The organism is Microbacterium fluvii (assembly GCF_025515205.1).
GTDB lineage: Bacteria > Actinomycetota > Actinomycetes > Actinomycetales > Microbacteriaceae > Microbacterium > Microbacterium fluvii.
The window spans coordinates 338,058-357,264 of record NZ_JAOPFX010000002.1; the positions used below are offsets into that span (position 1 = coordinate 338,058).

Consider the following 19,207-nt stretch of genomic DNA (forward strand, 5'->3'; position numbering starts at 1 on the left):
CTTTCTGCCGGCGCGCCGCGTGGGCAGGGCGAGGCGCGGGGTGTCGCCCAAGATCTCAGTGAGTTGTGCGGCTGGCGCGGCCCGGGGTCAGTCGCCGTCGGCCTCGATGCGGGCCGACTCGAAGCCGTCGGCGTAGCCCTCCTCGTAGCCCTCTTCGCGCGCCTCGTCGGCGCCGAGGCGGAAGAAGTCGCGCTCAGCGGGTCGCACGACCGAGCGGGCGCCGGGCAGATCGAGCGCCCCGACCAGGTCGGCGCGCCCCCGCACGACGGCGACCGGCAGTCGCGCGGCCTTGCCCTTGACCAGATCGGATGCTGAGGCCAGCTCGTCCGCCACGCACGGCTGCGTCACGAAGAGCGGCCGGCCCTCGGCATCCGTTCCGCCGCGGAGGTCGTCGAACACGTGCACGCCGCCGGCGCCGATCGCGTTGTCGGTCTGGCCCTCACGCCAGGCCCTGCCATGAGTGTCCGAGACGATGACGCCGATCTCGACGCCCAAGAGCTCCCGCAGGCCCGTCGCGAGCGCCCTCGCCGACGCGTCGGGGTCGACCGGCAGCAGCAGCACCGTGCCGTGCGGGGTGTTCGACGCGTCGACGCCCGCGGCCGCCGCGACGATGCCGAGGCGGTTCTCGACGATGCGGGTGGTCTGCCCCGTCGGCGACGTGCGCGAGGCGACGATGCGCACCGTCTCGGCGGTGATCGCGTCTTCACGGTCGGAGGCCGACACGAACCGGCCCTCGGCCTTCGAGACGATCTTCGAGGTCACCACCAGGATGTCGCCGTCGCGCAGCGCATCGCCGGCCGCGTCGGCGATGAGGGCGACGAGGTCGTCACCCTCCCGCACTTCGCCGATGCCCTCGAGGGCCCAGATCTGCAGCACGGTCAGCGGACGAACCGCACCTCGGTCAGCGTCTCGCCCAGGAACGGCTCGGTGTGCGAGGCACCATCGAGGGCGAAGCCGTTGCGCGTGTAGAAACGGTGCGCGCGGGGGTTGTCTTCGGCGACCCACAGGTAGAGGGACTCGCCGTCTTCTGCGACGGCGTCGAACAGCTTCTGTCCGATGCCGGTGCCGTGCCAGGCGTCGAGCAGATAGATGAAGTAGAGCTCGCGGTTGCGGGGCGCGTCGCGGTCGCGCGCGGGTCCCGATCCGGCGAAGCCGACGATCTCGCCGCCGACGAGCGCCGCGAAGATGCGGAAGTCGTCGCCCTGCTGGGCCCAGTGGGTCCACAGCTCCGCGAGGCGCTTGGGAGAGACGCGCTCGAGCGCGGCCTTCGAGATGACGTGGTCGTAGGTCTCGTGCCAGCAGGTCGCATGCACGCGGCCCAGGGCCTCGGCATCCACATCCCGCACCGGACGGACCACGATGTCTGTCTGCAGTTCGGCTTCCATGGCCAGGACTCTACGTCTGGCCAGGGGATTCGCGAAATCGCACGGGCCGTGACAAGTCCTGCCGCACCGAAGCTGTAGAACCTCCACAGTCGGGTTCGCCGAACACCTTCTGATCTCGCTAACATCGCGCTTCGTGAACGTGCTGTGGCGAACCCTTCTGACGATCTGGCGCGCGAAGGTGATGCTGCGGCGCAAGGGCGCCGTGCCCCCGACCTCGGTCGGCCGCATCCGCGTGCGCACCCTTCCCACCGACATCGATCTTCTCGGCCACATGAACAACGGCCGCTACGGTTCGCTGTTCGACCTCGGCCGCTTCGACCTGCTGATCCGCACCGGCATGTGGGATCTCGTGGAAGAGAAGGGCTGGTACGCCGTCGTCGCCAGCGAGACGATCACGTTCCGCAAGTCGCTGCAGCTGTGGCAGCGCTTCACGATCGAATCGCGTCTGCACGGCCACGACGAGAAATCGGTGTACCTGCTGCACCGAGCCGTCGTCGGCGGCGAGGTCTACGCCGAGATGCTGGTGCGGGCGCGGTTCCTGCGCAAGGGTGGCGGCATCGTGCCGCTCGACGAGCTGTTCGAGGCCCTGCACCGCCCAGACGATCTGCCTCCCCTCGAGCCGTGGATCGCGCAGTGGGCTGCCGCCTCTGCGCTGCCCTCGACCAAGAGCCCCGCGCCGAGCGTCTGGCGCTGATCGGCGGGCGGGTGCCCCGACGTACTCTGGACGCATGGCGAGCGCAGAACGCACCCCCCACCCGAACGATCTCGCCGACAGCGCGGTCGCGCTCGCGCGGGTGTGGGTGGGCGAGAGCGCAGAGGTGGCCGCCGATGCGGCCGCGCAGCGCCTGGCCGGAGTGCTGAAAGACCCCAACGGGCTGCCCTTCACGATCGGGTTCGTCGACGGCGTCATGCGGCCGGAGAGCTTATCGGCGGCGGCCTCCCGGCTGCACCGGGTCGCCGACCTCGTGCCTGGGTTCCTTCCCTGGTACCTGCGAGGCGCCGTGCGTGCGGGCGGCGCGATCGCGCCGGTGCTGCCGACACCCACCGTGCCGATCGCGCGGCGCGTGCTGCGCGAGATGGTCGGGCACCTCGTGGTCGACGCCCGCCCCGACAGGCTCGGACCGGCCATCGCTGCACTGCGGGCAGACGGCGCCCAGCTGAACCTGAACCTGCTGGGCGAGGCCGTGCTCGGCGAGGGCGAGGCACGGCGCCGACTCGAGGGCATCCACGACCTCATCCGTCGCGACGACGTCGACTACGTGTCGGTGAAGGTCTCGGCCATCGCCTCCCATATCTCGATGTGGGCGTTCGACGAGACCGTCGACACCGTCGTCGAGCGGCTGCTGCCGCTGTATCTGACCGCGGCCGGGCAGCCTCTGCCGACCTTCATCAACCTCGACATGGAGGAGTACCGCGACCTCGACCTGACGATCGCCGTCTTCACTCGCCTCCTCGAAGACCCCCGGCTGCAGCAGCTCGAGGCGGGCATCGTGCTGCAGGCCTATCTTCCCGACGCGCTGCCGGCGCTGCAGCAGCTCACCGCCTGGGCGCAGCAGCGCGTCGGCGCGGGGGGAGCGCGCATCAAGGTGCGCCTGGTCAAGGGTGCGAACCTCGCCATGGAGACGGTGGATGCGGTCATGCACGGGTGGCCGGCGGCGCCCTACGCGACCAAGCTCGACACCGACGCCAACTACCTGCGGTGCCTCGATTTCGCGCTGGATGCCGGGCGCACCGCGGCGGTGCGACTCGGGGTCGCAGGGCACAACCTCTTCGACGTCGCCTATGCGTGGCTGCTGGCGGGGCTGCGCGGCGTGCGCGACGACATCGAGTTCGAGATGCTGCTGGGCATGGCCCAGGGCCAGGTCGCGGCGGTGCGCCGGGAGGTGGGCTCGGTGCTGCTGTACGTGCCGGTGGTGCGCCCCGACGAGTTCGACGTCGCGATCAGCTACCTCGTGCGGCGGCTGGAGGAGAACGCGTCTGACGAGAACTTCCTCTCCGCCGCGTTCGACCTCGTCGACGAGCCCGCGCTGTTCGACCGCGAGCGCGATCGCTTTCTCGCGTCGGTCGGGCGCGCCGCCGACCCGGCGCTGGAGCTCGGTCCGAACCGCACGCAGGACCGCTCGTCCGATCAGGCGTCGGGCCCCGGTCGCGCCGAGACGAGAGCACTGCGCGCTCCGGCAGCGGCCGATGCCGACCTCACGCAGGCGGTGCTCGAGATCGCGCGAGGGTCGACCGTCGATCCGTCCGAGACCGTGCCGATCGCCCCCGTCTCCGACGCACAGCTGTTCGGCGGCGTCGCCTTCGTCGAGACGGCGGTGTTCGCCCCCCGTGAAGACGACCTGCAGGCGCAGGGCGCCCCCGGGTTCCGCAACGCCGCCGACACCGACCCGGCGCTGCCGGCCAACCGCGCGTGGGCCCGTCAGGTGCTCGAGCGCATCGACGACTCGCGACTCGGCGAGGCGACAATCGCCGCATCCGTCGTCGACGACAGGCGCACTCTCGAGGCGATCATCGCGCGTGTGCGGGATGCCGGGGCCGCCTGGGGCGCGAAGCCTGCGGCCGAGCGCTCGGCCGTGCTGGCCGCCGCCGCCCGCGTGTTGGAGGCGCACCGTGCCGACCTCATCGAGGTGGCCGCCGCCGAGACCGGCAAGGTGTTCGCCGAAGCCGACGTCGAAGTGAGCGAAGCGGTCGACTTCGCCGCCTATTACGCGGCGACCGCCAGGGAGCTCGACCGCGTCAGCGGCGCGGTGTTCGAGCCGGCGCGGCTGACGGTCGTGGCACCGCCGTGGAACTTCCCCGTGGCGATCCCGGCCGGCGGCGTGCTGGCGGCGCTCGCGGCCGGCTCCGGCGTCGTGTTCAAGCCGGCCCCTCAGGCCAGGCGCTGCGCCGCCGTGGTCGCCGAGGCGCTGTGGGAGGCGGGGGTGCCCCGAGACGTGCTGGCCCTCGTCGACCTCGACGAAGACGCCCTCGGCGCGGCGCTGCTCGCCCACCCCGGCGTCGACAGGGTGATTCTGACGGGCTCGTGGGAGACGGCGGCGCTCTTCCGCTCGTGGCGGCCCGAACTGCCCCTGCTGGCCGAGACCAGCGGCAAGAACGCCATCGTCATCACGCCCTCCGCCGACCTGGATCTTGCGGCATCCGACCTCGTCAAGAGCGCCTTCGGCCACGCCGGACAGAAGTGCTCGGCGGCGTCTCTGGCGATCCTGGTCGGGTCGGTCGGGCGCTCGAAGCGGTTCGCGCGGCAGTTGCAGGACGCCGTGCGATCGCTGCGCATCGGGCCGCCCTCTGCAGCGACGAGCGAGGTGGGGCCCGTGATCGAGCAGCCCACCGGCAAACTGGCGTGGGCGCTGACCACCCTCGACGACGGCGAGCAGTGGCTGGTCGAACCGGCCCTCCTCGACCGCGGGCGCGCAGGCGAGGGGCGGTACTGGTCGCCCGGCATCCGCGTCGGCGTGCAGCCGGGGTCGCGCTTCCACACCGAGGAGTTCTTCGGCCCCGTGCTCGGCATCATGCACGCGCACTCGCTGGCGGAGGCGATCGAGTTGCAGAACGCCGTCGCCTACGGCCTCACTGCCGGGCTGCACACGCAGAACCCCGACGAGCTGCGGCTGTGGCTCGAGCAGGTCGAGGCGGGCAACCTCTACGTCAACCGCGGCATCACCGGCGCCATCGTGCAGCGCCAGCCCTTCGGCGGATGGAAGCGCTCGGCGGTCGGGCCCGGCGCCAAGGCGGGCGGACCCAACTACCTCATCGGGCTCGGCAGGTGGCGTCAGAGCGCGGGCGGTGCGCCATCGGCGACGCTCCACCTGCGCGGCCTCGACTCGCGCATCACCTCGATCATCGAATCGGCCCAGCCGAGCCTGGACTACGAGTCGTTCGAGTGGCTGCGCCGCGGTGCGCTGTCCGATGCCATCGCGTGGGACAGGGAGTTCGGCCGGGTCAAAGACGTGTCGCGGCTCGGCGTCGAGCGCAACCTCTTCCGCTATCGGCCGGTGCCGCTGGTCGAGGTGCGCGCGACCGGCGATGCACGGTGGCACGAGCTGCTGCGCGTCGTCGTGGCGGGGGTGCGCTCGGGTGCGCCCTTCGTGCTGAGCGTTCCCGTGGGGCTTCCGGCCGAAGTGCGCAGGGCCCTCGGTGAGCAGCAGATCCCGGTGTTCGTCGAGACCGACGCCGAGTTCGCCGAGCGCCTGGCTGCGCCGCACGACGAGACCGGTGCCCCCGAGGCCGCGCGCGTGCGTCTCGTCGGGGCCTCCGCATCCGTCGCCGCGGCCCATCGCGCGCTCGCCGAGGCGGTCGCCGGCAACCCCGACATCGCCGTGTACGACAACGAGGTGACCACGGCGGGGCGACTGGAGCTGCTGCCGTTCCTGCGCGAGCAGGCGATCGCGATCACGGCCCACCGGTTCGGCAACCCCGACCCCTGGTCGCAGGCCGTCATCTGAGACGGCCCTCGCCCTGGCATGACGCAGAGCCCGGCCGAGGGGTGGCAGGATCGCTCTCGTGCGTGAGACGAACTGGGCGGGGAACGTCGCGTACCGCGCACGCGTCGTCGCCCCCCGCACGATCGACGAGCTCGCCGAGACGATCGCCGGAGCAGACCGGGTAAGGATGCTGGGCAGCCGGCACTCGTTCAACCGGCTCGCCGACAGCGATGGGCTGCTCATCTCGCTCGCCGCGCTCGCCGACGAGCCCGTCGTGTCGCACGACCGCACGAGCGTGCGGGTGCCGGCCGGACTGAGGTACGGCGACCTGGTGCCCACGCTCGAGGCGGAGGGCCTCGCCCTGGCGAACCTCGCCTCGCTGCCGCACATCAGCGTCGGCGGAGCTGTGCAGACGGGCACCCACGGCTCGGGCGACGCCATCGGCACCCTCGCGACGCAGGTGCGCGCGCTCGAGCTGATCGCCGGCTCAGGGGAGCGGATGCGATTCTCCCGCGGCGAGGAGGGGTTCGCCGGCGCCGTGGTGGCGCTGGGCGCACTCGGCGCCGTGACCCATCTCGAGATCGACGTCGAGCCCGCTTACGAGGTCGCGCAGACGGTCTACGAGGATGCGGCGTGGGATGCGATCCTCTCCGACCTCGACGGCGTCACCTCGGCGGGTGACAGCGTGAGCCTGTTCACGACGTGGCGCAGCGCGCAGCGCGTCGACCAGATCTGGGTCAAGCGGCGCGCCGACCGAGGGCGACCGGCGCCCGCCGTCGCCGGTGCGTCGCGCGCCGCGGGGAAGCGGCATCCGATCCCCGGCATATCGCCGGATCCGTGCACGTCGCAGGGTGGGGTGCCGGGGCCGTGGTTCGACCGGCTGCCGCACTTCCGCCTCGCCTTCACCCCGTCAGTGGGTGCCGAGCTGCAGAGCGAATATCTCATGCCGCGCGACGACGCGCCCGCGGCGATCGAGGCGCTGCGCGGCCTCGCCGATCGGATCTCGCCGCTGCTGTTCGTCTGCGAGGTGCGCACGATGGCCGCCGACGACCTGTGGCTGTCGGGGGCATACGGCAGCGCGACGGTCGGCCTGCACTTCACCTGGCACCCCGACGAGCCGGCGGTCGCTCGCCTGCTGCCGGAGATCGAGGCGGCACTGCCGTCGACGGCCCGCCCGCACTGGGGCAAGATCTCCTGGGTCGAGCCGAGGGAGATCACCCGGAGGTACCCCCGATGGCGCGATTTCACGGATCTTCGGGCTCGCTTCGACCCGGATCGCCGGTTCGTCAACGACCACCTGACGCGATTCGGACTGTGAGCGGAATGTACCGCGCGGTTCGGTAACAGTTTTCTCTGGATTTACCTGCGCGTCGCGAGGATCATCTCTGGCACGGACGTGTCGAGCGGGTTGGGGGCAGCGCGACGACCGTCTGTGTGGAGGGAAAACCGCTGGGGAGCTGCGGCCCCGGTTTCAGGACGGCTCTTGTCCTGAGCCGGTGGCCGCTTCCGCAGCTGAGGGGTCCTTCGGCACGAAGAAGCTGTCGGCCAGCGCCCGCACCGCCAGGCCGAACAGGCTCCACTGGCCGGGGGCGAGCTCGTCGCCCTCGGCGATCTCGTAGGTGGGATGGATGAGTCCCTCGGCGGCGCGCACCGCAAACCCTTCACCGAGTGCGGCGAGCACCTCGGCGAAGTCGTCGACGGTCAGCGGCGTGCGCATGCGATAGCCGAATCCCTCCATCAGCTCGGCGTACATCGCGGCATAGGCGGCGACCGACTCGGCGTGGCGCTGGGCGCTGGCTTCGCGCAGCTCGGGCCAGGCGCCGGCCGCGGTGCGCAGCGCGAGCGCCGTCGTGAACGCGTGCGAAGCTCGCGACTCGGGCTCGAGGTGGAAGAGCTCGGCGTTCGAGACGTGCTCGCGGGTCGCCGCGCGGATGACGTCGTCCATCGATGCGGCGTCGGCGATCGCGGCCGCCACGTTCGCCGTCGGCGAGGCGAAGCGCAGCCGCACCATCGCGATCGCGAGGTCGCGGTGGTACTCGGTCTGGTCGGCCCAGATGCGATACGCGGCGCCCGTGGTCAGTCCCACGTTGCGCAGCACCTCCTGCAGCCGGATGTGCTGCACCCCCGCCGACGCGCCGCGTTCGAGCAGCAGCTGGAGGCCCGCGTCGAGGAGGAGCCTGCGGGTGTCGTCTGCGGTGCGGCGCGCCATGGGTCCAGATTGGCAAAGGTTCGGCCCGTGCGACAATGGACGCGGCGTGCCCGGGTCGTCCCCTGAGATCACTGTTCCCGAGGGAACAGCCTGAGTCGAAGGTCCGCCGGGCCACAGGACAGCGTCCGCCATCCCCTCCTACAGGAGCGAAATGACGCACAACATCGCGCCGGCGGCTGAGTCCGCCACCACCCGCACCGCCCACCGCCGCCGTTACCTGATGTGCCGCCCCGAGCACTTCACGGTGAGCTACACGATCAATCCGTGGATGGAGCCGGCCAACCCGACCGACACCGCCAAGGCCGTGCGGCAGTGGGAGGCGCTGTACGACGCCTACCTCGGCTTCGGCCACGAGGTGCACCTGATCGACCCCATCGAGGGCCTGCCCGACATGGTCTACACCGCCAACGGCGGCTTCGTCATCGACGGCACCGCGTACGGCGCGAAGTTCCGCTTCGCCGAGCGAGGCCCCGAGGGCCCGGCGTTCATGGACTGGTTCCGCGACAACGGCTTCACGGTCGCCGATCCCGTCGAGGTGAACGAGGGCGAGGGCGACTTCCTGCTCGTGGGCGACGTGATCCTGGCCGGCACCGGCTTCCGCTCCACCGGCGACAGCCACCGCGAGGTCGGCGAGGTGTTCGGCAAGGAGGTCGTCTCGCTCACGCTGGTCGACCCGCGCTTCTACCACCTCGACACGGCCATCGCGGTGCTCGACCCCGTTCAGGGCGTCGAGAACGGCGGGCCCGAGAAGGCCAACATCGCCTATCTGCCGCACGCGTTCGACGAGCGCAGCCGCAGCATCCTGGCCGAGCGCTTCCCCGATGCGATCCTGGTCTCCGACGACGACGGCGCCGTGTTCGGGCTGAACTCGTCGAGCGACGGATACAACGTGATCATCTCTCCCCGCGCCGTCGGCTTCGAGGCGCAGCTGCGCGAGCGCGGCTACAACCCCGTCATGATCGACCTGTCCGAACTGCTGCTGGGCGGCGGCGGCATCAAGTGCTGCACGCTCGAGCTGCGTCGCTGAGAGGAACCACGATGACTCCGGCACCCGCCCTCGACACGACGACGCTGAAGATCATCGACGTCGAAGACACCCACCTCGCCCACAACTACCACCCGCTGCCGGTCGTGATCGCCCGCGGCGAGGGCTCGTGGGTCACCGACGTGGAGGGCAGGCGCTACCTCGACCTGCTCTCGGCGTATTCCGCGCTCAACTTCGGGCACCGGCATCCTGCCCTCCTCGACGCCGTCACCGAGCAGCTCGGCCGCGTCACGCTCACGAGCCGCGCCTTCCACAACGACCGCCTCGGGGCGTTCGCGGCGGCGCTGGCGCAGTTGTGCGGCAAAGAGCTCGTGCTGCCGATGAACACCGGCGCCGAGGCCGTCGAGACCGGCATCAAGGTCGCGCGCGCGTGGGGCTACCGGGTCAAGGGCATCGCGGCGGATGCGGCGACCATCGTCGTGGCGGACGGCAACTTCCACGGCCGCACGACCACGATCGTCGGCTTCAGCGACGACCCCTCGGCCCGAGAGGGCTTCGGACCGTTCACCCCCGGGTTCGTCTCGGTGCCCTTCGGCGACGCGGCCGCGATCGAGGCGGCCATCACGCCGTCGACGGCGGCCGTGCTCGTCGAGCCCATCCAGGGCGAGGCGGGCGTCATCATCCCTCCGGCGGGCTACCTCCAGGCGGTGCGCGAGATCTGCTCGCGGCACAACGTGCTCATGATCGCCGACGAGATCCAGGCGGGCCTCGCCCGCGTCGGCACGACCTTCGCATGCGAACGCGAACAGGTCGTTCCCGACGTGTATCTGCTGGGCAAGGCCCTGGGCGGCGGCATCCTGCCGGTGTCGGCGGTCGTCGCGAACGCCGACGTGCTCGGCGTGATCGCCCCCGGGGAGCACGGCTCGACCTTCGGCGGCAACCCGCTGGCGGCGGCCGTCGGCCTGCGGGTGGTCGAGATGCTCGCCTCGGGCGAGTTCCAGGCGCGTGCCGCAGCCCTCGGCGAGCACCTCGAGACGCGCCTGGCGGCGCTCGTCGGCCACGGCGTCACCGCCGTGCGCGTGGCCGGGCTGTGGGCCGGCGTCGACATCGACCCCGCCGTGGGCACCGGGCGCGAGGTCGCGGAGCGGATGCTGGCGCGCGGCGTGCTCGTGAAAGACACCCACGGACAGACCATCCGCATCGCCCCGCCGCTGGTCGTGCGTGCGACCGAGCTCGACTGGGCCGTGGAGCAGCTGAAGCACGTACTGGCCGGCTGACCCCGGTCAGGCCACGCTCACCTGCACGGCGTGCCATCCGGTGGCGCCGTCGGGTGCGGGAGGGGCGACCTGCGCGGTCTGCACCTCGCCCTCGGCGCTCATCGCGCGGCACCGGAGCGTGTGATCGCCCGAGGTGGCCCGCCACGGCAGGCTCCACTGCACCCACGTGTCGTCCGAGATCGCCGTCGCCAGTGCCGCCGGCATCCAGTCGCCCTCGTCGATCTGCACCTCGACGCCGGCGACTCCGGTGTGCTGCTGCCAGGCGACCCCGGCGATCACGGTGTCGCCTGCGGTCACGCGGCTGCCGGCCCGCGGCACGTCGATGCGCGACTCCAGCTTGACCGGGCCGCGCGCCGACCAGCCGCGGTCGGTCCAGTACGCCGTCGCGGCGTCGAACCGCGTGACCTCGAGCTCGGTGACCCACTTGGTCGCCGACACGTAGCCGTAGAGGCCCGGCACGACCATGCGCACCGGGTACCCGTGCTCGGCCGGCAGCGGCTCGCCGTTCATCCCGACCGCGAGCACCGCGTCGCGGTCGTCGGTGAGCACTTCCAACGGCGTCGACGCCGTGAAGCCGTCGATCGAGCGCGAGAGCACCATGTCGGCCTGCGCCGTGGGCTTCGCGCGGGCGAGCAGTTCGCGGATCGGGTAGCCGAGCCACACGGCGTTGCCGATGAGGTCGCCGCCCACCTCGTTCGACACGCACACGAGGGTCGTCGCGCTCTCTTGCAGGGGGAGGGCGAGCAGCTCGTCCCACGTGAGGGTGAGCTCGTGCTCGACCATTCCGTGGATGCGCAGGGTCCAGGTCTGCGCCTCGACGGTCGGCACGATCAGCGCCGTGTCGATGCGGTAGAAGTCGGAATTCGGGGTGACCACCGGCGCGAGCCCGTCGATGCCGAGGTCGGCCGTGGCCGGAACCGGTGGCATGGTCTTCGCGGGGCGGGGCAGCGTGATCGCCTCGCGCACGGCGGATGCGGCCTGCCGCCCGCTCTGCAGGGCCGCGGCTCCGAGGGCTGCCAGCACACCGGCGGCGGCCGCGGCGCCGCCGTAGACGAGGAACCGGCGGCGGTCGATCCCCGGCTGCTCGCCGGCGTCGGACTCCGCCTCGGTCAGCCGCACGAGGGGCCTCAGGGCGAGGGCGGCCGTGAGCGCGGCCACCGCCGACGGCACCCACCAGAATGTGCCCGCGTCGGGCCTGGTCGGGGCGATCAGCGCTCCGACGGCGCCGAGAGTCAGCACGGCCACGCGGCCCCACGGGGGGAACCGTGCCTCGAGCAGGCCGGCGGCGGCCGCGACGAGCCCCAGCACGAGCGCGATGCCGACCACGAGCGCGAGCTTGTCGGCCGTGCCGAACAGGCCGATCGCCGCATCCTTCGCCCAGGCCGGCGCGGCATCGATGAGGGCACCGCCGATGACGGCGATCGGGCTCGCACCGGGCACGAACAGGCCGGCGACGAGCTCGCCGACGCCCGCGCCGAGCACGACGGCGGCGACGCCCGCCGCCGCAGCGAGAACGCGCGGCCCGGCCATTCGCCCAGCGTACGTCGGGTCGTGGCGCCGTGGGCCGTTCGCGCCGCGCAGCCGGGCAGCATCCGTCGTCACACTTCCGAAACACGCCCCGGGCTAGGCTCTCATCATGGGTGATCTGTTCGACGGCTACGGCTCCACGCTGGCGCCGCGCAAGACCGTCTCGGGCACCCCCGCGTTCGACGAGATGTTCGGCAGCCCGTCGCACCCCGGGGCGCCGGCCGAGTCCAGGCAGGCCTATCGCGAGCTCTACCAGGCACTCGCCCAGATGACGCAGGAAGAGCTGCGAGGGCGCACCGATTCGCTCGCCAGCTCGTACCTCGCCCAGGGTGTGACCTTCGATTTCGCCGGCGAGGAGCGCCCGTTCCCGCTCGACGCGGTGCCCAGGGTCATCGAGTTCGACGAGTGGTCGCGCATCGAGGCGGGCGTCAAGCAGCGCGTGCACGCGCTCGAGGCCTTTCTCGACGACGCCTACGGCCACCAGCACTGCGTGCGCGACGGCGTACTGCCGGCCGCGCTCATCGCGAGCTCGCAGTACTTCTATCGCCAGGCCGCCAACATCCATGCGGCCAACGGCGTGCGCATCCAGGTGTCGGGGATCGACCTCATCCGCGACGAGCACGGCGAGATGCGCGTGCTCGAAGACAACGTGCGGGTGCCGTCGGGCGTCAGCTACGTCATCTCGAACCGGCGGGTCATGGCCCAGACGCTGCCCGAGCTGTTCGTCTCGATGCGCGTGCGCCCCGTCGGCGACTACCCCAACAAACTGCTCGCCGCGCTGCGCGCCTCGGCGCCGGCCGGCATCGACGACCCCAACGTCGTGGTGCTCACCCCCGGCGTCTACAACTCCGCCTACTTCGAGCACACGCTGCTGGCGCGGCTCATGGGCGTCGAGCTGGTCGAGGGGCGCGACCTGCTGTGCATCGGCGGCAAGGTGTTCATGCGCACCACGCGCGGTCCCAAGCGCGTCGACGTGATCTACCGCCGCGTCGACGACGAGTTCCTCGACCCGCTGCAGTTCCGCGCCGACTCGATGCTCGGCGCCCCTGGGCTCATGCTCGCCGCGCGCCTGGGCAACGTCACGATCGCCAACGCCGTGGGCAACGGGGTCGCCGACGACAAGCTGCTCTACACCTACGTGCCCGACCTGATCCGCTACTACCTCGCCGAAGAGCCGATCCTCAAGAACGTCGACACGTGGCGGCTCGAAGACCCGGGCGCGCTCGAAGAGGTGCTCGACCGCCTCGACGAACTGGTGGTCAAGCCGGTCGACGGCTCGGGCGGCAAGGGGCTCGTCGTGGGTCCGGATGCCTCGCGCGACGAACTCGACAAGCTGCGCACGCGCCTGATCGCCGACCCGCGCGGCTGGATCGCGCAGCCCGTGGTCATGCTCTCGACCATCCCCACGCTCGTCGAAGACGGCATGCGGCCGCGGCACGCCGACCTGCGCCCGTTCGCGGTCAACGACGGCGAAGACGTCTGGGTGCTCCCGGGCGGCCTCACCCGCGTCGCCCTGCCGGAGGGCCAGCTCGTGGTCAACTCGAGCCAGGGCGGCGGATCGAAAGACACCTGGATCGTCGGCGGCGCGGCCCCCGGCCACGTCGAGTACGGCCAGGGCGTCGGCGTCGGCGGGCTCGTGGCCGACCAGGCCGCGACCATCACCGCCGCCATCCCGATCATCTACGACGACCAGGACGAGGTCACCCACTCCCCGCAGGACCGCCCGCGCTCGCGGGTCGAGCAGCAGGAGCAGCAGCAGCAGTCCGCCGAGGGTGCGGGCGTCTCGTCTCGCTTCGCTCGCTCGACGACCGAAAGCGGGGCGGACGGATGCTGAGCCGCATTGCCGATGGTTCGACACGCGCGCTGCGCGCGCTGCTCACCAACCAGGAGGTCGGCTCATGCTGAGCCGCATTGCCGAATCACTGTTCTGGATCGGGCGCTACATCGAGCGCAGCGACGGCACCGCGCGCATCCTCGACGTGCACCTGCAGCTGCTGCTGGAAGATCCCTGGATCGACGAGGACACCGCGTGCCGGTCGCTGCTGAGCGTCATGGGCACCTTCGCGCCGGAGGGCGTCGACAACGTCACCCGCGCCCACGTGCTGCAGGGCCTGGCCGGCGACCGGATGAACCCGGCATCCATCTCGTATTCGCTGTCGGCGGCGCGCGAGAACGCCCGCCGAGCGCGCGAGATCGTCTCGACCGAGCTGTGGGAGTGCCTCAACACGACCAATGCCCGCATGCCGCGGCGACTGCAGACCGAGAAGGCGCACGAGTTCTTCCAGTGGGTGCGCGAGCGGGCGGCGCTGGCAGTGGGCATCGTGGATGCCTCGACCAGCCGCGATGAGGCGTGGCAGTTCTTCACCCTCGGGCGCTCCATCGAGCGCGCCGACATGACGGCGCGCATGCTCGCCACCCGCTCGCTGACCGAGGCGTCCGGCCCCTCGTGGACGACGATCCTGCGCTCGTGCGGCGCCTACGAGGCGTACCTGCGCACCTACCGCGGCATGCCCAGCGCCCGCAACGCCGCCGAGTTCCTGCTGCTCGATCGGCTCTTCCCGAGGTCGATCATCTACTCCATCCAGCGCGCAGAGGACTGCATGAGCGCCATCGACCCCCGCGCCGACCGCGTCGGCCACTCCAACACGGTGCTGCGCGCGCTCGGCCAGATCCGCAACGACCTGGAGTACCGCCCGATCAGCGAGATCCTCGCGGAGCTTCCGGCCGACATGCGCCGCGTGCAGAAGGTCACGCGTGAGGCGTCGGAGGCGATCCGCCAGCGGTTCTTCCCCACGCAGGCCGAGCCGAGCTGGATCGGAGAGATCTCGTGAAGCGCCTCCGGATCGAGCACCAGACCGGCTTCTCGTACCAGGGCGACGTGTCGGCCTCGTACAACGAGGCGCGGATGCTGCCCGGCTCCACCGACAGTCAGTTCGTGCTCAACTCGACCCTCGACATCGAGCCGTCGACCTCGGTGAACCAGTACGTCGACTACTTCGGCACCCGCGTCGCCGCGTTCGATGTGCTCTCGCCGCACAGCGACCTCGTCATCACCGCACGCTCGCTCGTCGAGGTGCGCCCGCGGCCCATCGAGCACGTCGACATCACGTGGGAGCAGCTGGCCGAGCGGGCCTCGCGCTCGATCGAGACCGTCGAGCAGCTCGGGCAGACCGGCCGCACGCGTCCGCATGCCGAGGTCGCCGAGCTCGCGCGCTCCATCGCCGCCCAGCACGACCACCCCGGCGAGGCCGCGCATGCGATCTCGATCGCGATCGGCGACGCCGTCGAGTACATGCACGGCATCACCGGAGTGCACTCGACCGCGAGCGAGGCGTGGGAGGCCCGCAAGGGCGTCTGCCAGGACATCGCGCACATCACCCTCGGTGCGCTCCGAGAGGTCGGCATCCCGGCCCGCTATGTCTCGGGATACCTGCACCCGCGGCCGAATGCCGACGTCGGCGTGGCGGTCACGGGCGAGTCGCACGCATGGATCGAGTGGTTCGCGGGGGAGTGGACCGGGTTCGACCCCACCAACAACATCGAGATCGGCGATCGCCACGTGCTCGTCGGCCGCGGCCGCGACTACGGCGACGTGCCGCCGCTGCGCGGCGTGTACGCGGGCCCCTTCAAGAGCCACCTGCACGTCAAGGTGACCATCACGCGAGAGGCGTGAGCGGCTGCCCCATGGGGCAGGATGGATGCTGTGAGCGAGAGCGACCAGTCGGGCGAGGGCTATTGGTACCCCGGCGACGAATCTCCCTCGACGAGCGTGCTCGAGGCGCTGCGCGCCTACCGCGCGGCTGAGACGGCGATGCGCCGGCGCACGCGGCAGTCGATGGAGATGGGTGAGAACGAGCTGCTCGTGCTGCGCTATCTCGCCCGCGCCAAGCGCCGCGGCGAGGGCGTGACGCCCGTGCACCTCAGCCGCTACCTCGGCATCACGTCGGCCTCGACGACGGCTCTGCTCGACCGGCTCGTCAAGAGCGGCCACATCGCGCGGGTGCCGAACCCGGGCGATCGGCGCAGCATCCTGATCACCTCCAGCGAGCACGCGGAAGAGGAGATCCGGCAGACCCTCGGGGCCATGCACGAGCGCATGATGTCCGTCGTGCAGCCGATGACCGAACAGGACCGCGCCGCCGTCATCTCGTTTCTCGACGGAATGCGCGCGGCGGTCGACCAGATCGACGGGTGAGCCGCCTCAGCGGGTGAGCACGCCCGCGGCGGTCGCATCGGCGGCGTCGGCGAGGGCCGTGAGGTAGGCCGCGACGTTGCGTCGCTCGGCCTCATCGAGGCCCGACGCCAGCTCGGCCAGTCGCCGATCGAATTCCTCGATCGTCTCGGCGAGCGCCTGTTCGGCGCGGGGAGTGGCCGCGATGAGGATGCTGCGGCGATCGGTCGGGTGACTGACCCGCTCGACCATGCCGGCGCGCTCGAGTCTGTCGAGGAGGGCCGTGGTCGACGCCGACGTGATCTCGAGGTGGCGCGAGATCTCGCTCGGCTTGACCTCGTGGCCCACCCCGCGCTCGCTGAGGAGGAAGCGGACGATGCGCAGTTCGTTGTCGGTCATTCCGGTCGCCGTGCGGATGCGCACGTGCATCGCCACATCGGCGTCGCGGAACCGGCGGTACGCCTCGCGGACGACCGTGGCCGGATCCGAGTTCTCGTTCACGCCCATGTCCCCTCCCGACTGCTCTCGGGACAACTATACAGGTTCCAGAGTATCTCGCTTGACTAACTACTTTTCTTGTGAGTAACGTTTCGAGTAAGCCAAAACTCACTCGGCCGAACCTCAAGAAGGAGTCAGCTCATGGGACGTCTCTACTACGGCAGCAGCCTCGACCCGATCGAGATGCCCGACCGCGTGCTCGCGCACGTCAAGACCGTCGCGGCGACCAAGCTCCGCCGCCTCGAGAGCTTCACACTGACGTGGACCTACGGCACCGAGCACGAGGGCGGTCGCTCGACCGTCTGGCTGCACTGCTCGATTCCGCTGCGGTTCGATTTCGACACGCTCGAGGCTCAGCAGCTCGACCGCGACTATCTGCAGGAGCTCGCGCAGGCGGCGTCGTCGTCAGCCGGGATCGTGCTCGACCTCACCGAGAACCTGACCGCGATCGCCGAGCCCGTCGTGCTCGCGACCGAACTGGTGCGTGCGGCGTGAGCGCCCCCGCGCTGACCGTCGTGCCGGGGGATTCTCGCCGCGCGACCTGGGCTCGGGTCGACTCGGGCCTGTACGTCGCCTCGCGCGAGGGCGAGTTCGTCGGCTACGTCGACACGGCCCCCGGTGGCAGCTACATCGCCTTCGACGGCCACTCGACGCCGGTCGGCCGCTACGACGACCTTCGCGCTGCCCAGCGGGCGGTGACCTCGGTCACCAACACTCGCGAGATCACGTCTCAGCGCAAGACGCTGCAGGCCCTGCATGCCGTCGCGGCGGTATCGGGAACCGTCGCGGGCGTCATGGTGCTGGCCGCCGGCACCATGGCTCCCTACCTGTAGGTCAGCGAGCGCTCAGCGCGGCATCCGTCTTGTCCTGAAGGTGCTCGCACAGCCGGGCGAGCGTGTCCAGGTCATGCGCCAGGGCTGCCACGCCCGCGGCATCGAGGTCGAAGCTCTCGGGACGTGCTTCGAAGGTGACGACCCAGTGCGGGGTGCCGTCGGTGACGACCGCCTGGATGTAGGTCACCGTGGATGCGGTGCGCAGCGACACCACGACGAGGCCTGAGTCGGGGCCTGCCTGGAAGTCCTTCTCGAGCACCGACACGTCGGTGGCGATGGGCTCGCGGCGACGGAATTCGTCCACCCACGATTCGACCGTCGCCTGATCGCGATACGGCATGGCACCTCACTCATCTGGGTGCCCGGGGAAGACACCCACCCATTATGCCTGGCGGGAGCGCCCGATGCGGACTATGCCGTCCGGTCGGCGCGCGGAGCGTAGCGGCGGGGCCGGTGCGTGTGGGCGACGAGGTCGCGCAGGGCCTCGAGCGAGCCGCTCACCAGGCCCAGCGCCCGCGCCTGCACGAGCACATTGCCGAGGGCCGTCGCCTCGACGGGGCCGGCGAGCACCGGCATCCCGGCGCGGTCGGCCGTGCGCTGGCAGAGCAGCTCGTTGAGGGCTCCGCCGCCGACGATGTGGATCGTGCGCACGTCGACGCCGCCGATGCGACCCGCCTCGAGCGAGGCCTCGGCGAACGCCTGCGCGAGCGATTCGACGATCGAGCGCGCGTACTCCGCGCGGGTGCGCGGGGCGGCCACGTCGTGCTCGGCGCACCACGCGTCGATGCGCGCGGGCATGTCACCGGGGGCGAGGAACCGCGGGTCGTTCACGTCGAAGACCGGGACGGATGCCGCGGGCACCTCTTCGGCCGAATCGAGCAGCGTCGGCAGGTCGATGCGATGCCCCTCTTCGCGCTCCCACGTGCGCACGGCCTCGCTCAGCACCCACAGCCCCATGACGTTGTGCAGCAGCCGCACGCGACCGTCGACCCCGCCCTCGTTCGTGAAGTTGGCCGCGAGCGCCTCGGGGGTCAGCACCAGCCGGTCGACCTCGACTCCGACCAGGCCCCACGTTCCGCACGAGATGTACGCGGCGGCATCCGCCTGCATCGGCACGGCCACGACGGCAGACGCCGTGTCGTGCGAGCCGATCGCGGTGACGTGCGCGCCGGCGCCGGCCCCGAGCGCCGCGGCGACGTCGGTGCGCAGCGCCCCGAGCGTCTCGCCGGGAGCGATGAGCGGGGGGAGGATGCTGCGGGGCACGCCGAGCGAGGCGATGAGCTCTTCGTCCCACTCGCCGCCCGGCACCCGCAGCAGCCCCGTCGTCGACGCGTTGGTCTGCTCGGCGCGCGCGACGCCGGTGAGCCAGTAGCCGATGAGGTCGGGGATCAGCAGGGCCGTGTCGGCGAAGGCGAGCACGTCTCGGGGCTCGGCGGCGAACTGGTAGAGCGTGTTGAACGGCAGGAACTGCAGTCCGTTCCGCTCGAACAGCTCGGCGTGCGGCACGCGGGCGTGCACGGCGTCGACGCCTGCCGCCGTGCGCTCGTCCCGGTAGTGGAAGGGATCGCCCAGCATCCGTCCGTCGCGGAGCAGCGCGTAGTCGACGGCCCACGAGTCCACGCCGATGCTGGTGATGGCGGGCTCGGTGCGGAACGCCTCGCGCAGGCCCTTGAGCGCCGCGCCGTAGAGGCTCAGCACGTCCCAGTGCAGACCGTCGCCGGTGGCGACGGGTTCGTTCGGGAAGCGCGTGACGAGGGTCGTCTCGAGCGTGTCGGGGCCGACGTGGCCGACGATGACCCGGCCGCTCGTCGCGCCCAGGTCGATCGCCGCGACGGCGCCCCCGCTCATCGCAGCCCTCCACACCGGTTACGGTCGCGACGCGCCGCGCGTGGCCGCGGCCG

The 19,207-nt window shown here is 71.3% G+C and carries 18 protein-coding genes; 11 read left to right on the top strand and 7 right to left on the bottom strand.

What is annotated here, in order from left to right:
- Nucleotides 1-87 precede the first annotated feature (87 nt).
- The gene (locus OAW74_RS10235; protein ID WP_262874260.1) at nucleotides 88-876 is read right to left on the bottom strand and encodes a coenzyme F420-0:L-glutamate ligase; all 789 of its coding nucleotides are present in this window, start codon (nucleotides 874-876) and stop codon (nucleotides 88-90) included.
- 2 nt (nucleotides 877-878) lie between these two features.
- Nucleotides 879-1,385 carry a GNAT family N-acetyltransferase gene (locus tag OAW74_RS10240; RefSeq protein ID WP_262874261.1) on the bottom strand — a complete coding sequence of 169 codons (507 nt, stop codon included), beginning with the start codon at nucleotides 1,383-1,385 and terminating at the stop codon, nucleotides 879-881.
- Nucleotides 1,386-1,518: 133 nt separating this feature from the next.
- Here OAW74_RS10240 and OAW74_RS10245 point away from each other — a divergent pair, with 133 nt between their 5' ends.
- Genes OAW74_RS10245 through OAW74_RS10255 form a run of 3 tightly spaced genes read left to right on the top strand, consistent with a single transcriptional unit; the run spans nucleotide 1,519 to nucleotide 7,124 of the window.
- A complete protein-coding gene (locus OAW74_RS10245) occupies nucleotides 1,519-2,079 on the top strand; it encodes an acyl-CoA thioesterase (RefSeq protein ID WP_262874262.1) in 561 nt (186 codons plus the stop codon).
- A gap of 34 nt (nucleotides 2,080-2,113) precedes the next feature.
- A complete protein-coding gene (locus OAW74_RS10250; protein ID WP_262874263.1) occupies nucleotides 2,114-5,827 on the top strand; it encodes a bifunctional proline dehydrogenase/L-glutamate gamma-semialdehyde dehydrogenase in 3,714 nt (1,237 codons plus the stop codon).
- 58 nt (nucleotides 5,828-5,885) lie between these two features.
- Nucleotides 5,886-7,124 (top strand): D-arabinono-1,4-lactone oxidase, encoded by a 1,239-nt coding sequence (locus OAW74_RS10255; RefSeq protein ID WP_262874264.1) that lies wholly within the window; start codon nucleotides 5,886-5,888, stop codon nucleotides 7,122-7,124.
- Between the two features lie 153 nt (nucleotides 7,125-7,277).
- Here OAW74_RS10255 and OAW74_RS10260 read toward each other — a convergent pair whose 3' ends face one another.
- Nucleotides 7,278-8,015, bottom strand: a complete 738-nt coding sequence (locus OAW74_RS10260) for a hypothetical protein (protein WP_262874265.1) — start codon at nucleotides 8,013-8,015, stop codon at nucleotides 7,278-7,280.
- A 151-nt stretch (nucleotides 8,016-8,166) separates the two neighbouring features.
- On the opposite strand from OAW74_RS10260, the gene ddaH reads away from it, so the two are divergent.
- Nucleotides 8,167-9,042: a dimethylargininase gene (ddaH, locus tag OAW74_RS10265; protein WP_262874266.1), complete on the top strand. Its 876-nt coding sequence runs from the start codon at nucleotides 8,167-8,169 to the stop codon at nucleotides 9,040-9,042.
- Nucleotides 9,043-9,053: 11 nt separating this feature from the next.
- Nucleotides 9,054-10,277: an ornithine--oxo-acid transaminase gene (gene rocD / locus OAW74_RS10270; protein WP_262874267.1), complete on the top strand. Its 1,224-nt coding sequence runs from the start codon at nucleotides 9,054-9,056 to the stop codon at nucleotides 10,275-10,277.
- Between the two features lie 6 nt (nucleotides 10,278-10,283).
- Here rocD and OAW74_RS10275 read toward each other — a convergent pair whose 3' ends face one another.
- Nucleotides 10,284-11,807 carry a molybdopterin-dependent oxidoreductase gene (locus OAW74_RS10275; protein WP_262874268.1) on the bottom strand — a complete coding sequence of 508 codons (1,524 nt, stop codon included), beginning with the start codon at nucleotides 11,805-11,807 and terminating at the stop codon, nucleotides 10,284-10,286.
- A 106-nt stretch (nucleotides 11,808-11,913) separates the two neighbouring features.
- Here OAW74_RS10275 and OAW74_RS10280 point away from each other — a divergent pair, with 106 nt between their 5' ends.
- The 4 genes from OAW74_RS10280 (at nucleotide 11,914) to OAW74_RS10295 (ending at nucleotide 15,999) form a co-directional block, all read left to right on the top strand.
- Nucleotides 11,914-13,638 carry a circularly permuted type 2 ATP-grasp protein gene (locus tag OAW74_RS10280; RefSeq protein WP_262874269.1) on the top strand — a complete coding sequence of 575 codons (1,725 nt, stop codon included), beginning with the start codon at nucleotides 11,914-11,916 and terminating at the stop codon, nucleotides 13,636-13,638.
- Nucleotides 13,639-13,702: 64 nt separating this feature from the next.
- Nucleotides 13,703-14,635: an alpha-E domain-containing protein gene (locus OAW74_RS10285; RefSeq protein ID WP_262874270.1), complete on the top strand. Its 933-nt coding sequence runs from the start codon at nucleotides 13,703-13,705 to the stop codon at nucleotides 14,633-14,635.
- Complete coding sequence (locus OAW74_RS10290; protein WP_262874271.1) at nucleotides 14,632-15,477, top strand: transglutaminase family protein; 846 nt, start codon at nucleotides 14,632-14,634, stop codon at nucleotides 15,475-15,477. Before OAW74_RS10285 ends, OAW74_RS10290 begins: the two co-directional genes overlap by 4 nt.
- 21 nt (nucleotides 15,478-15,498) lie before the next feature.
- Nucleotides 15,499-15,999, top strand: a complete 501-nt coding sequence (locus OAW74_RS10295; RefSeq protein WP_378733806.1) for a MarR family winged helix-turn-helix transcriptional regulator — start codon at nucleotides 15,499-15,501, stop codon at nucleotides 15,997-15,999.
- Between the two features lie 6 nt (nucleotides 16,000-16,005).
- Here the strand turns inward: OAW74_RS10295 and OAW74_RS10300 are convergent, their stop codons facing one another.
- Nucleotides 16,006-16,476 (bottom strand): MarR family transcriptional regulator, encoded by a 471-nt coding sequence (locus tag OAW74_RS10300; protein ID WP_262874273.1) that lies wholly within the window; start codon nucleotides 16,474-16,476, stop codon nucleotides 16,006-16,008.
- 138 nt (nucleotides 16,477-16,614) lie between these two features.
- Between OAW74_RS10300 and OAW74_RS10305 the strand changes: the two genes are divergently transcribed.
- Both OAW74_RS10305 and OAW74_RS10310 read left to right on the top strand, forming a co-directional pair.
- Complete coding sequence (locus OAW74_RS10305) at nucleotides 16,615-16,968, top strand: DUF7882 family protein (protein WP_262874274.1); 354 nt, start codon at nucleotides 16,615-16,617, stop codon at nucleotides 16,966-16,968.
- On the top strand, nucleotides 16,965-17,306 hold the full coding sequence (locus OAW74_RS10310; protein ID WP_262874275.1) for a peptide ABC transporter permease: 342 nt from the start codon (nucleotides 16,965-16,967) through the stop codon (nucleotides 17,304-17,306). The genes OAW74_RS10305 and OAW74_RS10310 overlap by 4 nt, the downstream gene beginning before the upstream one ends.
- Nucleotide 17,307: 1 nt before the next feature.
- Here the strand turns inward: OAW74_RS10310 and OAW74_RS10315 are convergent, their stop codons facing one another.
- Nucleotides 17,308-17,646, bottom strand: a complete 339-nt coding sequence (locus OAW74_RS10315; RefSeq protein WP_262874276.1) for a protein-L-isoaspartate carboxylmethyltransferase — start codon at nucleotides 17,644-17,646, stop codon at nucleotides 17,308-17,310.
- Nucleotides 17,647-17,717: 71 nt separating this feature from the next.
- Nucleotides 17,718-19,154 carry a rhamnulokinase gene (locus tag OAW74_RS10320; RefSeq protein ID WP_262874277.1) on the bottom strand — a complete coding sequence of 479 codons (1,437 nt, stop codon included), beginning with the start codon at nucleotides 19,152-19,154 and terminating at the stop codon, nucleotides 17,718-17,720.
- Nucleotides 19,155-19,207 lie beyond the last annotated feature (53 nt).